Origin of the sequence: Streptomyces parvus (assembly GCF_014648875.1) — a bacterium.
GTDB classification, from domain to species: Bacteria; Actinomycetota; Actinomycetes; order Streptomycetales; family Streptomycetaceae; genus Streptomyces; species Streptomyces parvus.
The window spans coordinates 174,105-189,145 of sequence record NZ_BMRY01000004.1 but is presented as its reverse complement, the minus strand read 5'-3'; the positions used below and the strand labels follow the sequence as shown (position 1 = coordinate 189,145).

At 71.4% G+C, this 15,041-nt stretch carries 6 protein-coding genes, 1 tRNA gene and 3 pseudogenes; 5 read left to right on the top strand and 5 right to left on the bottom strand.

The features are described 5' to 3' along the window. Nucleotides 1-264 precede the first annotated feature (264 nt). The 5 genes and pseudogenes from IE140_RS14440 to IE140_RS14420 form a co-directional block, all read left to right on the top strand. Nucleotides 265-1,203 (top strand): adenosine kinase, encoded by a 939-nt coding sequence (locus IE140_RS14440; RefSeq protein ID WP_167533413.1) that lies wholly within the window; start codon nt 265-267, stop codon nt 1,201-1,203. Then, complete coding sequence (locus IE140_RS14435; RefSeq protein WP_167533412.1) at nt 1,200-2,687, top strand: GMC family oxidoreductase; 1,488 nt, start codon at nt 1,200-1,202, stop codon at nt 2,685-2,687. Before IE140_RS14440 ends, IE140_RS14435 begins: the two co-directional genes overlap by 4 nt. A 32-nt stretch (nt 2,688-2,719) precedes the next feature. Next, a complete protein-coding gene (locus IE140_RS14430) occupies nt 2,720-3,658 on the top strand; it encodes an aldo/keto reductase (RefSeq protein WP_229826786.1) in 939 nt (312 codons plus the stop codon). A 155-nt stretch (nt 3,659-3,813) separates the two neighbouring features. Further along, entirely contained in the window at nt 3,814-5,859 is a 2,046-nt protein-coding gene (locus tag IE140_RS14425) for a radical SAM protein (protein WP_167533411.1), read from the top strand. Nucleotides 5,860-6,022: 163 nt separating this feature from the next. Further along, nucleotides 6,023-6,160, top strand: a pseudogene (locus IE140_RS14420) (transposase); the annotation flags it as partial. Nucleotides 6,161-6,334: 174 nt separating this feature from the next. Here the strand turns inward: IE140_RS14420 and IE140_RS14415 are convergent. The 5 genes and pseudogenes from IE140_RS14415 to IE140_RS14395 form a co-directional block, all read right to left on the bottom strand. Next, a tRNA-Ala gene (locus tag IE140_RS14415) sits at nt 6,335-6,408 on the bottom strand. A 181-nt stretch (nt 6,409-6,589) separates the two neighbouring features. Next, a pseudogene (locus IE140_RS14410) lies at nt 6,590-9,634 on the bottom strand (alpha-amylase family glycosyl hydrolase); the annotation flags it as partial. Between the two features lie 143 nt (nt 9,635-9,777). Further along, nucleotides 9,778-12,840, bottom strand: a pseudogene (locus tag IE140_RS14405) (alpha-amylase family glycosyl hydrolase); the annotation flags it as partial. A 121-nt stretch (nt 12,841-12,961) separates the two neighbouring features. After that, nucleotides 12,962-13,954, bottom strand: a complete 993-nt coding sequence (gene rfbB / locus IE140_RS14400) for a dTDP-glucose 4,6-dehydratase (protein ID WP_150193026.1) — start codon at nt 13,952-13,954, stop codon at nt 12,962-12,964. Next, nucleotides 13,951-15,018 (bottom strand): glucose-1-phosphate thymidylyltransferase, encoded by a 1,068-nt coding sequence (locus tag IE140_RS14395; RefSeq protein ID WP_150193025.1) that lies wholly within the window; start codon nt 15,016-15,018, stop codon nt 13,951-13,953. The genes rfbB and IE140_RS14395 overlap by 4 nt, the downstream gene beginning before the upstream one ends. Nucleotides 15,019-15,041: the final 23 nt, after the last annotated feature.

The following is a 15,041-nucleotide window of genomic DNA, read 5'->3' as shown; positions in this document are numbered from 1 at the left end:
CAACGGTCGACGAACCAGTCGGGCATCGACGGCGCGACCCTCTACCCTCTGCTCGCCACGACCGAGATGTGGCCGGACCCGTGGATCCAGCCATGGGGCCCGCGCGCCCCAGAGCAGGCAGAAGCCACGCGCGCTCCATGAACGCCTCCAGGACGCAAGATCTTCCTGCAACCTTCCGCAATATCTTGCAGACCGTGATCGCCGACTGCTTGACTCATCTGCGATCCGCGGTAGTTGAAACACCTGCACGCGAGAGGAACAGCCATGAGCAGCGACTACGACGTCCTCGTCCTGGGAGGGTCGGGCGTCGACACGATCGTGTACGTCCCGGAGCTCCCCCTTCCGTACGCCGACAGCTACATGATCCGACCCGGCATCGAGACCCGGGCGGGCCAGACCGGGGACTTCGTGGCGCTCGGCCTCAGCGCCCTGGGGCTGCGCACCCACCACGTCGACATGATCGGCGACGACCCGTCGGGCGATCTCATCCGCGCGTTCCACCGAAACAGGGGCATCGACTTCACCGAGGTCCCGCTGCCCGGCGGTACGAAGCGGGCCGTCAACCTCGTGAGCCCGGACGGCCGCAGGCTGTCGCTCTACGACGACAGCCGCTCGCAGGAGTCCGACCGCCTCCCCGACGACCTGATCCGGAAGCTGGCCGCGGCAAGCCGCCACGCGCACGTCTCCATCACCTACCCCTGCGCCTTCACCCTGCCCCTGCTGCGCGAGGCCGGCCTCACCGTCTCCACGGACCTGCACAACTGGGACGGGGAGAACCCGTACCACGAGGCCTTCGCGTACGGTGCCGACATCGTCTTCGTCTCCACCACCGCCCTGCCCGATCCGGAGCGGACCATGCGCCGGATCCTGGAGCGGGGCCGGGCCGAAGTCGTCGTCGCCACCGCGGGCGCCGAGGGCTCCTACCTGCTCACCGCCGACGACGGCCTCGTCCACATCCCCGCCGTCTCCCCACGCGAACCGGTGGTGGACTCCAACGGCGCGGGCGACGCCTACGCCTCCGGCTTCCTCTTCGCCCACCTCGCGGGGGAGGACCCGCGACGGTGCGCCCTCCACGGCGCCGTCGCCGGGGCCTACGCCTGTACCGTGCCGGCCACCGGGAGCGACGCCATCGGCCGCGCCGCCCTGGTCGACGAGGTCGCCGAGCTCACCGGCCCCCGGTCCGCCGCGAAGGACACCGAGTGACCGCCGGCTCCTACGACGTCGTCGTCCTGGGCGGAGGCGTGGCCGGCTGTGTCCTGGCCTCCCGGCTGAGCGAGGACGCCGGGCGCTCCGTCTGCCTCGTCGAGGCGGGGCCAGACTACGGACCGGACCCGAGCGGTTGGCCGGCCAGGACGCTCGACTCCCGGGCGCTCCCCCGCGAGGACGTGTGGGAGCGCAATGTGCCGGTCCATCGGTTTCGAGGCCGCGTGATCGGCGGCTCGTCCTGCGTCAACGGCTGCTGGAACACCTGGGGTTCGGCCGCCGACCACGTCGAGTGGGAGCGTTCGGGTGGGCGCCGCTGGAGCTTCGCGGCCATGGAGCCGTACCGCACCGCGGCCGTACGGCGGATGGGTCTGCGCGAGGTGCCCGACCGCGAACTTTCCCCGTGGAGCCGGGCCGCCCTCGAGGCGGCCAGGGAACTCGGTCACCAGGAGGTCGACATGAGCCTGCCCGGCCCGCCCGGTCACGGCCTCCCCCTGATCAACTCCGTGGACGGCCGGCGCTGGAACGCCGCGCTGGCCTATCTCGACGCGGACACCCGCCGGCGTCCGAACCTCACGGTGCTCGGGGACTCCGTCGCCGACCGGCTGATCCTGCGCGATGGCCGGGTGGAGGGTGTCGTCGTGCGTGCCTGCGGCGTGCCGCGCACCCTCCGCGCGGGACTGTACGTGGTGGCCTCCGGGACCTTCGGTTCCCCGTCGCTGCTGATGCGCAGCGGCATAGGCCCGGCCGACCGGCTGCAGGACATCGGCATCGACCCGGCGGTCGACCTGCCCGGCGTGGGGGCGAACCTGAGCGACCAGCCCGGCGTCTTCCTGCCGCTCGTGCCGACCCCGGAGCTGGACGCGGCCCTGGCGGAGAAGGAGCGCGCCGGTGAGCTGTACGTCAACCGTGTGCTCGTCCGCGCGGCGAGCGAACACGCCCCCGCGGACGGCTGGGACCTGCACATCCTTCCCTCCGCGGGGCCGCCGCTCTTCGGCTCCCTTCCCCCGGGCCGGTACGAGGCGGGGGTGTCGGCCTTCCTCGTGAAGCCCGTCTCCCGGGGCAGGGTGTGGTTGCGGTCCGCCGACCCGGACGAGTCGCCCGCGATCGATCCGGCGTTCCTGTCGGATCCGGAGGGGCGCGACGTGGCCGTGCTCCGGTCAGGGCTGGCGACCGCCCGCCGGTTCGCCGCGTCCACAGCTATGAAGGGGTTTGCCGCGCTGCCGGAGGGCCCGCCCGCTCACGAGCTGCCCGAGGCGGAGCTGCGTGCCCGCCTCGGCACGTACTGGCATCCGGTGGGGACGTGCTCGACGGGACCCGCCGCCGATCCGTCCGCGGTGGTGGACGGTGAGGGCCGGGTGCACGGTGTGGCGAACCTGCGGGTGGCGGACGCGTCCGTACTGCCGACGGTGCCCGCAGCCAACACGCAGTTGCCCGTCCTGGCCGTCGCCGAGATGCTGGCGGCCGCCGTGACCGGCTCATGAACCGCGGCACCGGCCCAGGAGGACCGACGCGCATGACGAAAGGCGCCCGCGGCCAACGTCTGGTGTACGGCTGCATGGGGCTCGGCGGCGACTGGGACACCCTGCCGTACGGCCCCGGCGACATCGCCCGCGCCGAGGCCGCGGTGGAGGCGGCGCTCGACACCGGTATCACCGCCTTCGACCACGCCGACATCTACCGGTACGGCAAGTCCGAGGCCGTCTTCGGCGAGGTGCTGTCCCGGACCCCGGGGCTGCGCGACCGGATCACCCTCCAGACCAAGGTCGGCATCCGGCTCCCCGAGGAGGGCCGGCCAGGACTGTACGACCTGCGCGGCCCGAGCGTGCTGCGCCGGGTGGAGGAGAGCCTCGCCCGGTTGCGGACCGACGCGGTCGACGTCCTGCTGCTGCACCGGCCCGACCCGCTGGCCGTCCCGGAGGAGCTCGCGGAGGCGCTCACCTCCCTGCACCGGCAGGGTCTCGTGCGCCGTTTCGGTGTGTCCAACATGAACGCCGCCCAGATCGCGCGTCTTCAGTCCTTCCTCGATGTGCCGCTGGCCGTCGACCAGTTGGAGATGAGCCTCCACCGCAGGGACTGGGTGGAGGAGGGGGTGCTCGTGAACACCTCGGCGGGCGCCGGGGTCGGCTTCCCCGCAGGCACGGTGGAGTACTGCGGCGAGCGGGGCATCGAGCTCCAGGCCTGGGGAGCGCTCGCCGGCGGTCGTTTCTCCGATCCGCAGGCCGGTCCCGCGGCCGCGCTCGTGGCGCGGCTCGCCAAGGACAAGGGCACCACCCCGGAGACGGTGGTGCTGTGGTGGCTCCAGCGTCACCCGGCCGGGATCGTTCCGGTGGTCGGAACGTCCCGTCCGGAACGGATCCGCGCCTGCCGCGACGCGGTGGGGCGCCCGCCCGGCCTCGGTCACGAGGAGTGGTACGCGCTGTGGACGGCCGCCCGGGGCGCGCCGCTCCCCTGAGCCGTCCACACCGGCCTTCCCCTCCTCGCCCGGCCATCCCCAGCCCGGCCATCCCCAGCCCGGCCGTCCCCTCGCCCGGCGCCGCACCGGCGCCGGGCCTTTCCCTGCGCGCCCGGCCCCTGCCGGCGCGCCTCCTCCTCGGACGGAGAGACACCGTGATTCCCACCGCCGCGACCGTGGCGAGTTCCTTCGAGTCGGCCCGTTTCTACATCACGTTCCGCTGCAACTCCCTCTGTGGCTACTGCAATGTCTGGCAGGACGACAAGTTCAAGGGCTACGAGGAACTCACCCTCGAACAGGGCCGCAGGATCCTGGACGAACTGCACGCGCTCGGCGTCCGCTACGTCGACTTCACCGGCGGTGAGCCCGTGCTCCACCCGCACATCGACGGCATCGTCCAGTACGCGAAGTCCCTCGGCATGACCGTCGAGATCACCAGTAACGGCATCCGGTTCGCCAAGCACATCGACGCGATCGTGCCCTACGTCGACACCATGAACGTGTCCCTGGACACGCTGCGGCCTGAACGCTACCGGGCGATCCGGGGCGTGCCGACGCTCGACCGGGCCCTGGACGTGATCCGGGGGATCGTCGCCTCCGGTGCGGGGAACCTAAAACTCATCTGCGTGGTCACCCGCGAGAACGTGGACGAGGTACCCGACCTGCTGCGCTTCGCCCAGGAGAACCGGGTGACCGTCTACTTCTCGACCATGTTCGAGTACTTCGACGCGCAGGACACCGTCCGTGACGTGCGCAGGACGGCCCGGAAGCTGAAGCTCGTGGAGCAGAACGGCAAGCCGGTGGCGGGCTCCTGCGGACCGTCCCGCGCCGAGGCGTCGGGACCGGACGACGGCTCCCTCCCCGATCTGCTGCTCGGTCTTCTGTACGCGCCGTTCTCGCTGGTCAACCTGCATTTCCGCAAGTACGTGGAGACGCGGGACCCGAGCGCTCCGACGCAGTGCTACGCCAACAAGCGGATCCTGACGGTCGGTCCCGACGGGCGACTCGTCCTGCCCTGCTACCACGCCTTCGACAACTCGGTGGCGTGGGACCGGAACTTGGCGGAGCTGGTACGGGACGAGGAGTTCCGGCGGGTCAGGGACGAGGAGGTCGGCTTCCGTCCGGAGTGCCGGGGATGCACCGTCTTCCCCTACGTCGGGCTCTCCTTCAGCTACCGCTTCGACAAGGTCTTCCTCTATCAGGCACTGTCCGAGGAGATCGCCAAGATCAAGGGCCGGTTCGCGGACCCGCTGCACCCCCGGATCGCAGTCGCGTCCGAACCGCTCCTGCGCGAGTTCGCCGAGCTTGAGCGATTCATCGACACGCAACTGCCTGTTCCACGTGCCCCGTTGACGGAGGATCACCTCTATAGGTTCGACGTCACGCCGATTGGGATGCGTACGGACCTCGCCGCTGGCGTGAGCAGCGTCGAGGAGGTCCTCGCCGACCATGTGCGGGAGCAGTGCTGGGGCGTGCAGCGCTCGCCCCACACCTGGATCCGGCTGGTCTACCGCGAGCTCGTGCCGCTGCTGCGCGGACTCGCGGAGCGGGACGCGATGGCCCGTAGGGCGTACGAAGAGGTCGTGGCAGGGCTCTACGCGGTGCAGCTCGCCTGGTGGCGGTCCTACCTCGGCCGGTACTTCCAGGGCGGTGATGCCCTGGACACCCGGGAGGCCGACGGCGTGGTAGCCCGGTTCCTGGCCAGAACCGCAGAACTGCTGCCCGATACTGCCGACGCACCCGAGTCCGTACGCGTCCGGCAGATCCTGCTCCACGCCGGCTGCGTACTCGGCTTTCCGGCGGCCACGCTCGCCCCCGTCGCCTCCCCCGCCCCCTTCGCCGAGGCGGCGCTGCTCACCAAGCACCTGCTGCTGATCGCACCCGACAAGGAGCTCGCGGGATACGCGACGCTGCTCCCGGCCGAAGCGGCCGGACCGCTTCTCGGGGTGCCGGCGGGGCCGCCCGCGCCGTCCGGGCCTTCGGCCCGCGCACTCGACCGGCTCCTGAATGGCGCTCCGGCTGCTGACGCGCCGTCGGTAGCCGCACTGATCGACGCGGTACGCGCCCTGCGCCCGGAGGTGCCCGGTGAGGAGCTGGCCGGGCTGCTTCTCACCCGCGAGCTGCGGGAGCCGGCTCTGATACGGCGCCGCGGCGAGACACTGCGCCGTACCGGGGCCCCTTACGCGCTCTCGCGAGGCTGAGGCCGGACGGACACGCGAACGCGCGTGCCCCCCGGACTCCCGTGATGCTGTTGGCGAATTCGGGGGCACTACGTGACGGCGGTTCCCGAGACCCGGTCATGGGGCTTGGGAACCGCCGTTTTCTTATGGGGAGGGTGTCGGTGTCGATGCAGCCGACGCCACCCGGGTCGGCATCGAGGGCACCATCGCCCAAGCCGTGCACACCACTGGCCTGCGGCGATGCCGCTATCGCGGGCTTGCCAAGACCCGGCTCCAGTCCCGGCTGACCGCCACCGCGATCAATCTTGCCCGCGTCGACGCCTGAACCTCCAACCGGTCCCACGCCCGCGCCCGGACATCCCACCTGGCAGCACTGGCCCCGCCGAGCAGTCGGCGGGGCCAGTGATCGATGCCCGAATTCGGGTTCTGACTCAACCCTTGTGACACATGGCGCGGCCTACGAGCATGGCCGGGTCGCAAGCGCTGACGAGCAGGATGGGGCTGGCCGGATTCGAACCGGCGTCCTCCCACATGCGGTGAAGGCGCGACAACCGCTGCGCTACGAGCCTCGTCCCCTCGCGATCATACGAGCCTCATGGGTTTCGCCGACTCCCATTGTCGAAGGCGGCGATGGATCCCTCAGCGTGACCAGACCACAAGAGCGGAGCCAGAACCCCGATTCGCCAACAGCATCAACCCCGTTCGGGGACACTACGCGTTCAGGGTCGAGCCAGCGCGGGTCCGTGCCGCTCACCGATGTGGCGGCGAGGAGGGCACCCGCGGTGTTCCGCTGGGTGGCGACGAGCTGCCCGCGCAGCGCGTCCCCGATCCGATCGCGGTCGCGCGGGTCGACGGAGAAGGCCTGACGGCCGGCCAGCTCCGGGCGGGCCGACAGCTGTTCCTCGGTGAGGACCGTGGGAAGGAGCCGCAGCCAGCGGCCCTCGTCGGTGAGGGCCCCTTCCTCCACCTCGATGCTTCCCGGGGCACCGTAGACGAGCTGCTGGCTGGTGGAGTCGGTGGCCTTGACGTCCCACACGAGGGTGGTGGCGTCGAGCCAGGTCGCCTCAGAACGGGAGAGGTCGAGGTCCGGCGTGGTGCGGTTGCCGGGCAGGAGGTAGCCGGTGTCGCCGCCGACGAGCCACACCTCCTTGCCGTGGGAGCCGAACTCGAGCGAGCGGTCGCCGGGGACGTCCTTCTCGTCGCCCCGGTGGACGATGTAGCTGAGTGACGTGGCTCCTTCGGCCAGCGGCACCTCGAAGACCGCGCCGAAGGCGTCGCTGCTGACCGGGGCCAGGGGCCGGGACCAGTCGGTGGGAGCGGCGGCGCCGGTCCAGGTGTGCAACCCCCAGCCCGTGTAGTCGCCGTCGGGACGGTAGTAGTGGACGACGGCCTTCCGCTCGTCCTGCGGCGGGTAGCCCCCGGCCGGGACGGTCTCGGACTGGCCGTCGGCCCCCGCCTCGATCCAGACCTCTCCGGTGCGCCGCAGCTCCACGGTGCGCGGGGGCCCGTCCGTCGCGCCGTCCTTCTCGACGGTGTAGGAGACACTGCCGGTGGCGGAGGTGACCTTGACCCAGGCGAACGCGCCGAAGGCGTCCCGGCCGGTGAACTCCGCGGTGGTGCCGCCGGTCACGAGCTTCCAGCCGGTGTAGTCGCCGTCGGGGCGCCGGTAGTGGACGACGGCGTAGTCGCGTTCGAAGGCGCTGGGGCGGGTGGGCGCGGCGGGTTCGCCCGCGGCGGAGGCGGCCCTGCTGCTCGCGATGCGTCCGCGGTCGTCGACGACGACCGCCTTGTAGCGCAGCGGGGTGCCCCCGGGGGTGGTGCCGGGCAGGTTCTGGGTGACCTTGTACGGGGCGTGGTCGGCGGAGCCGAGAACCTGCCAGGGTCCGTCGCCGACCTGGGCGGCGAAGACGACGCGGCTCAGTTCTCCGCTCCGGACGTCGGCGGTGAGTTCGACGGTGCCGGTCGCTCCGGCTGCCGGGGCCTTGAGGGTCAGGGCCGGTGCGGTGCGGGAGGTGTCCAGGGGGGTCCCGGCCCTGAGGACCACCGAGGACAGGGCCGGGACGGTGAGCGTGACCTCGCGGTGGGCGTCGCTGCGGACCGTCGTGGCCTGTCCGAGGAGCGGGGTGAAGGAGGTGCGGGACGTCCCGGTGCGGAAGGTGACGGTCCGTGGGGTGGTGGCGTTGTTCACCGCGACCAGGTACTCGGTCCGCCGCTTCGGGTCGATCCTGGAGGTGACGTGGACTCCCGCGCCGCCCGCGTCCGCGTACCGCTGGATCTGCACGCCGTCGCGCAGGGTGGGGTGCTCCTTGGTCAGGCGGGAAAGGCCTGCGATGGAGCGGTAGAGCGGATGGGTGGGGTCGTAGGCGTCGGTCGCGTGGGTGCGGTCGGTGCCGATGAGGTCGTCGTCGAGGTAGTCGGGGACCTGCGAGGCGAAGAGGGTCTGGCGTGCGTCCTTGTCGCCGCCGGCTCCGGTGAAGCCCTGCTCGTCACCGGAGTAGACCACCGGGTTGCCGCGGGAGAGGAAGATGATCTCGTTGGCGAGGCGGGCCCGGGCGAGGAGTTCCCGGTCGTCGGCGCCGGGGTTGTCCTTGCGGAGGAACCCGCCGATGCGGCCCATGTCGTGGTTGCCGAGGAAGGTCACCTGCTCGTAGGCGTTGGCCTTGTCGGTGGTGTACCGGTAGTCCTGGGCGAAGACGTCCGTGAGGGAAGAGGCCGGGCGGCCGATCGACGCGACGTCGCGGACGGCCTGCTGGAGGGGGAAGTCGAGGGTGGAGTCGAGCCGGCCCCGGGTGACGTAAGGGGCCGTCACGGCGGGATCGGAGGAGAGGACCTCGCCGAAGATGAGGAAGTCCCTCCGTCCCTGCCGGGCGGCGTAGGCGTCCAGGGCGGTGGCCCACTGGGTCCAGAACTCCATGTCGACGTTCTTGACGGTGTCGACGCGGAAGCCGTCGATGCCGAAGTCCTTGACCCAGCGCTGGTAGATCTCGGCGAGCCCGCGCACGACCTCGGGGCGTTCGGTCCACAGGTCGTCGAGGCCGGTGTGGTCGCCGTAGAGGCCGCTCTCGCCGACGAAGGTCGAGTCGCCCCGGTGGTGGTACATCGTGGGGTCGTTGAGCCAGGCGGGCTTCTTGGCGTCCCGCTCCGCCGGAGGGACGACGGGTGTGTACGGGAGGCTGTCGGCGTCCACCGGGGCGGCGGTGGTCGTGTCGTCGAAGGGACGCCCGGTGCTGTCCAGGTAGGGGTAGGCGCCCTTGCTCCGGTAGGCGTACCGGTTCTCGCCGGAGCGGATGACGTCGGCGGTGTGGTTGGTGATGACGTCGAAGAAGACCTTCATGCCCTTGGCGTGGGCGGTGGCGATCAGCTTCTTCAGGTCGTCGTTGGTGCCGAAGTGAGGGTCGACCTGGGTGAAGTCGGTGATCCAGTAGCCGTGGTAGCCGGCGGAGGCGTCCTTGCCGACGCCCTGGACGGGCTTGTTCCTGAAGATCGGCGCCATCCAGATGGCGGTGGTGCCGAGGCCCTTGATGTAGTCGAGCCGCTGGGTGAGGCCCTTGAGGTCGCCGCCCTGGTAGAAGCCCTTGTCGGTGGCGTCGAAGCCGGTCTCCAGACGGCTGCCGGTGAGGCCGCCGCGGTCGTTGGACGTGTCGCCGTTGGCGAACCGGTCGGGCAGCACGAAGTAGAACTGCTCGCGCGTGAGGTCGTGCCGGGCGGGCTGTGCGGCCAGTGCCCGGTCCGAAGGCGGTGGCGGGGTCCGGTGGTCGGCCGCCGCCGGTGTGGGGGCGGCGACGGCCGTCGCCATCAGCGCGACCGCGGTGGCGACGGCCAGGCGCGCTCCGGGGCGTGCGACGCGGTGTGCGGCGGTGGGGTGTGCGGCTCGCGCGGGGGTGTGTGGCTCGTGCACGTCTGGGTCCCTTCCAGAGTGGCGGTTCAGTGGGTGGGCTGCTGGACGGCGGTCGCGCCCAGGAGTGCGCCGTCGGCGGCCCGCTGGGTGGCGATGAGCTGTCCCTGTCGTGCCTCGGCGGCTCGGTCGAGGTCGCGGGGGTCGAGGGCGAAGGCCGACCAGCCCTCGTACCGGGGATGGCGTGCTCGCTGGTCGGCGGAGAGCGTGGTGGGGGTGAGACGCAGCCACCGGCCCTCGTGGGAGAGGGATCCGTCGGTGAGCGCGATGCCCCCGGGGGCGTAGACGAGTTGCTGACTGGCGACCCCGGTGCCGGTACCGCGCCAGACGACGGTGGTGTCGTCGAGCCAGATGGCGTCGCTGCGGCTCAGGTCGAGCGGGAAGGCCCCGCCGAGGGAGGGTGACAGGTAGGCGGGGTCTCCGGCGATGCGCCAGACCTCCGGGCCGTGGAGGCGGAGGTCGAGGGCCTCGTCGGTGGCGACGTCCTTCTCCTCCTTCTTGTGGAGGATGTAGCTCAGGGAGAGGGCTCTCTCGCTGAGGGGGACCTCGAAGACGAGGCCGAAGGCGTCGCGGCGCACGGGCCGGATCGGGTCGTTCCATTCGGGCGGGTGGGCGGCTCCGGTCCAGGCGTGGAGCCCCCACCCGTCGTAGTCGCCGTCGGGCCGGTGGTAGTGGATGACGGCCTTGGCCGGATCCTGGGGGGTCTGGGCGGCGGCGGGGCGGGTGGCATCGACCAGGGTGGAGCCCTGTCGGGTCCAGATCTCGCCGGCGGCGGTGACGTCGAGGACGCGTTCGGGACCGTCGGGGACGCCGTCCTTCTCCACGGTGAACGAGAGGCTCGTCGTTCCCTCGGGCGGGGTCACCCAGGCGAAGGCGCCGTACGCGTCGCGGCCGGCGAACTCGGCGGTGCCGGACGCGGTGCGCAGCCTCAGGCCGTCGTGGTCGCCGTCGGGGCGCTGGTAGTGCACGACGACGTACCGGCGTTCGGCCTTCGGCCTTACCGGGGGCGGGTTCTCGCCACTCGTGGTGGTGTCGAGGGCGGCGGCGGTGCGGCCCGAGCCGTCCACGGCGACGGCCTTGTAGCGCAGCGGGGTGCCCGCGGTGATGTCGCCCGGCAGGTCCTGAGTGATCTTGTACGGGGCGTGGTCGGCGGAGCCGAGGACCTGCCAGGGTCCGTCGCCGACCTGGGCGGCGAAGACCACACGGGTCAGGGGGTCTCCGAAGACGGTCGCGCCGATCTCCACGGTGCCGCGTGCTCCGGCCGGAGGGACGGAGAGGGTGAGGGACGGTGCGGCGGCGTCGCGGGGCAGCGGGGTGCGGGCCTTGAGAACGACGGCCGACAGGGCGGGCACGGTGACGGTCACGGTGCCGGTGGGTCCGCTGCGCAGGGGCCGGTGGGTGCCGTACAGGGAGAGGAGGTCCTGGTGGGCGGCTCCGGTGGAGACTTCGGCGGTCCTGGGTTCCTCGGCGTTGTTGACGGCGACGAGGTACTCGGTGCGGTCGCGGGGGTCGACGCGGGAGAAGGCGTAGACGCCCTGGCCCTCGGCGACGTGGCGCTCGATCTGGACGCCGTCGCGCAGCGCGGGGTGACGCTTGGTGAGGCGGGAGAGCCGGGCGATCGCCCGGTAGAGAGGGTGGCCCGGGTCGAAGGCGTCGGTCGCGTGGGTGCGGTCGGTGCCGATGAGGTCGTCGTCGAGGTAGTCGGGGACCTGCGAGGCGAAGAGGGTCTGGCGGGCGTCGGCGTCGCCGCCGGAGCCGGTGAAGCCCTGCTCGTCACCGGCGTAGACGACGGGGTTGCCGCGGGAGAGGAGGAGCAGTTCGTGGGCGAGCCGGTCGCGGCGGAGCAGTTCTGCGTCGGTGGCGCCGGGGTTGTCCTGGTTGAGGAAGGTGCCGATCCGGCCCATGTCGTGGCTGCCGAGGAAGGTGACCTGCTCGTAGGCGTTGGCCTTGTCGGTGGTGTAGCGGTGGTCCTGGGCGAGGACGTGTGCGAGGTCGCCGGCGGGTCCGCCGCGCGAGACGTAGTTGCGCAGGGCGGACTGGAGCGGGAAGTCGAGGGTGGAGTCGAGCCGGCCCTGGGTGACGTACGGAGCGGTGATCGTCGCGTCGGCGGAGAAGGCCTCGGCGAACATGAAGAAGTCCTCGCGTCCCCGCTCCTCGGCGTAGGCGTCGAGGGCGGTGGCCCACTGGGTCCAGAACTCCATGTTGACGTTCTTGGCGGTGTCGACGCGGAAGCCGTCGATGCCGAAGTCCTCGACCCACTTCTCGTAGATCCTCTTCATGCCCTCGACGACCTCGGGACGCTCCGTCCACAGGTCGTCGTGGCCGAAGAAGTCGCCGTTGAGACCGCTCTCGCCGACAAAGGTGGAGTCGCCCCGGTTGTGGTACATGGTGGGGTCGTTGAGCCAGTCCGGCACTTTGGTCCGTGCCGTGGCGACGGGAGTGTACGGGAAGGAGTCGGCGTCGATCCGGGGGGCTTCCGCGGTGTCGTCGAAGGGGCGGCCGGCGCTGTCGAGGTAGGGGAACGCGCCCTTGGGGCGGTATCCGTACTCCTTCTCGGCGTAGTCGACGGTGTCGGCGGTGTGGTTGGTGATGACGTCGAAGAAGACCTTCATTCCCATGGCGTGGGCGGTGTCGACCAGTGTCCGCAGGTCCTCGTTGGTGCCGAAGTGCGGGTCGACCCGGGTGAAGTCGGTGATCCAGTAGCCGTGGTAGCCGGCCGTGGCGTCCTTCGCGTCCCCCCTGTCCTGGACGGGGATGTTGGTGAAGACGGGGGCCATCCAGAGGGCGGTGGTGCCGAGGCCCTTGATGTAGTCGAGCCGCTCGGTGAGCCCCTTGAGGTCGCCACCCTGGAAGAACTTTCTGTCGGTGGGGTCGAAGCCGGTCTCCATGCGGGTGCCGGTGAGTCCGCCCCGGTCGTTTGAGGCGTCGCCGTTGGCGAACCGGTCGGGCAGCGCCAGGTAGAACTGCTCGCGGGTCAGGTCGTGCCGGGCGGGCTGTGCGGCGAGTGCCCGGTCCGACGGGGGCGGTGCGCCGGGCGAGGTTGCCGCGGTCGCCGTGGACGGTGTGCCGGTGAGGGCCGTCGCCAGGAGGGCGGTCGCCAGGGTCATGGCGGAGCGCCGGAGAGGTCCGGTCACGGGTGTGCTGCTCCTCGGGAGCGTGGAGGGGTGGGTACGGAAGGGGGTGGCCGGGCGCGGCCCGGGGTACGTGACCGCGGACGCGGGCCAGGGCTCAGAAGGAGAGGGTCCCGTCCACGGGGCTGCCGTCGGGCGTCCGCGGGTGCCGGTCCGCGTACCAACGGACCGTGTGGGCGAGGGCCGTGGTGAAGTCGGCCCGGGGGGCGTAGCCCAGTTCCCGGCGGATGCGGGTGTCGTCCACCGCATACCGCTGGTCGTGTCCCTTGCGGTCCGTCACCCTGGCGATCCGGCCGGGCCCGGCGCCGCAGAGCCCGAGGAGGCGGCGGGTCAGGTCCAGGTTGGTGAGGGAGGTCCCGCCGCCGATGTTGTAGACCCGGCCGGGGCGTCCACCGGTCCTGACGAGTTCGACTGCGGTGACGTGGTCCTCCACGTGGAGCCAGTCCCGGATCTGGGAGCCGTCGCCGTACAGAGGCACGTCCTCGCCCGCCAGGAGAGCGGTCACGAAGCGCGGGATCAGCTTCTCGGGGTGCTGGCGCGGTCCGAAGTTGTTGGAGCAACGCGTGACGCGGACGTCCAGACCGTGGGTGGCATGGTAGGCGAGTGCCATCAGGTCGGCGGCGGCCTTCGAGGCGGAGTACGGCGAGGTGGGCCGGAGCGGCGCGTCCTCAGCCGCCGCGCCTTCGGCGATCGAGCCGTACACCTCGTCGGTGGAGATCTGTACGTAGGTCCGTACGCCGTGGCGGACGGCCGCGTCCAGGAGGGTCTGCGTCCCGAGGACGTTGGTGCGGACGAAGAGCGAGCCGTCCTCGATCGACCGGTCGACGTGGGACTCGGCCGCGAAGTGCACGATCTCGTCGTGGCCGGGGACGAGGGTGTCGACGAGCTCCGCGTCGGTGACGCTGCCGTGCACGAACCGGAAGCGCCGGTCATCGCGCACCGGGTCCAGATGGGCGGGGCCCGCCGCGTAGGTCAGGTTGTCGAGGACGGTCACGGAGGCCTCCGGCGGCCCGGTGGGGCCGAGGAGGCGCAGGACGTGGGCCGACCCGATGAATCCGGCGCCGCCGGTGACGAGTATGCGTCGGGTCATGGGTGGATCTGCACCTTGCTGTGGTCGCCGAGTACGAGGCGATGGGCGTACGGGAACCGGGGGGCCGCCACGACGGCGTCGCGGCCGATGAAGGAGCGTTCGATGCGGCCGGCACCGTCGACGGCGGCCCCGTCGAGAAGGACCGAGGTCTCGATCGAGCTGTCGTGGACGCGGCAGTTGGCACCGATCGAGGTGTAGGGGCCGATGACGGCGTTGCTGATGACACTGCCGGGACCGATGACGACGGGGCCGGTGATCCGCGATCCCCTGACTACGGCCCCCTCGCCGAGGACGACTCGTCCCACGACGGCGCTGTCGGGGTCCACCTTTCCTTCGAGTCGCCCGCGCAGGCCGTCCAGGACGTGGCGGTTCACCTCCAGCATGTCCTCCACGCTGCCGGTGTCGCGCCACACGGAGGGGGTCGCTTCGGCGCGCACGTCCCGCCCGTCGTCGATAAGCCACTGGATCGCGTGGGTGATCTCGAGTTCGCCCCTCGCGGAGGGGCGGATCGCTCGCACCGCGTCGTGCAGTGCGGGGCTGAAGGCGTAGACGCCGATGAGGGCGAGGTCACTGCGCGGGTGCGCGGGCTTCTCCTCCACCCGTGTCACGCGGCCGGTCGTCTCGACCTCCGCCACGCCGAAGGCGCTGGGGTCGGCGACGGAGGTGACGAGCAGTCGGGCCGCGGCGGGGTGCAGCGTCGCGCGGGCGACGAAGTCCCTGATGCCGTCCTGGAGGTAGTTGTCGCCCAGGTAGACGAGGAAGTCGTCGTCGCCGAGGAAGTCGCGGGCGATGGACACCGCGTGGGCGAGGCCCAGCGGGCGGCTCTGGGCGATGTAGGTGATGTCGAGTCCGAAAGCGGATCCCCCAGCGTCGACGGCCCGTCGGATGTCGCCCGCGTAGTCGCCCACGACGAGGCCCACTTCGCTGATGCCGGCCGCCGCGATGGCCTCCAGGCCGTAGAAGAGCACCGGCTTGTTGGCGATCGGCAGGAGTTGCTTGGTCCCGGAGTGGGTGAAGGGGCGCAGTCGACTGCCGGTTCCACCGGCCAGGACCAGGGCTTTCACATCGGCTGCCTTCGGTCGGGTGC

Coding starts and splice junctions, on each gene's coding strand:
- IE140_RS14430 (WP_229826786.1), top strand. CDS start 2,720: ATGACGAAAGGCGCCCGCGGCCAACGTCTGGTGTACGGCTGCATGGGG.
- IE140_RS14440 (WP_167533413.1), top strand. CDS start 265: ATGAGCAGCGACTACGACGTCCTCGTCCTGGGAGGGTCGGGCGTCGAC.
- rfbB (WP_150193026.1), bottom strand. CDS start 13,954: ATGACCCGACGCATACTCGTCACCGGCGGCGCCGGATTCATCGGGTCG.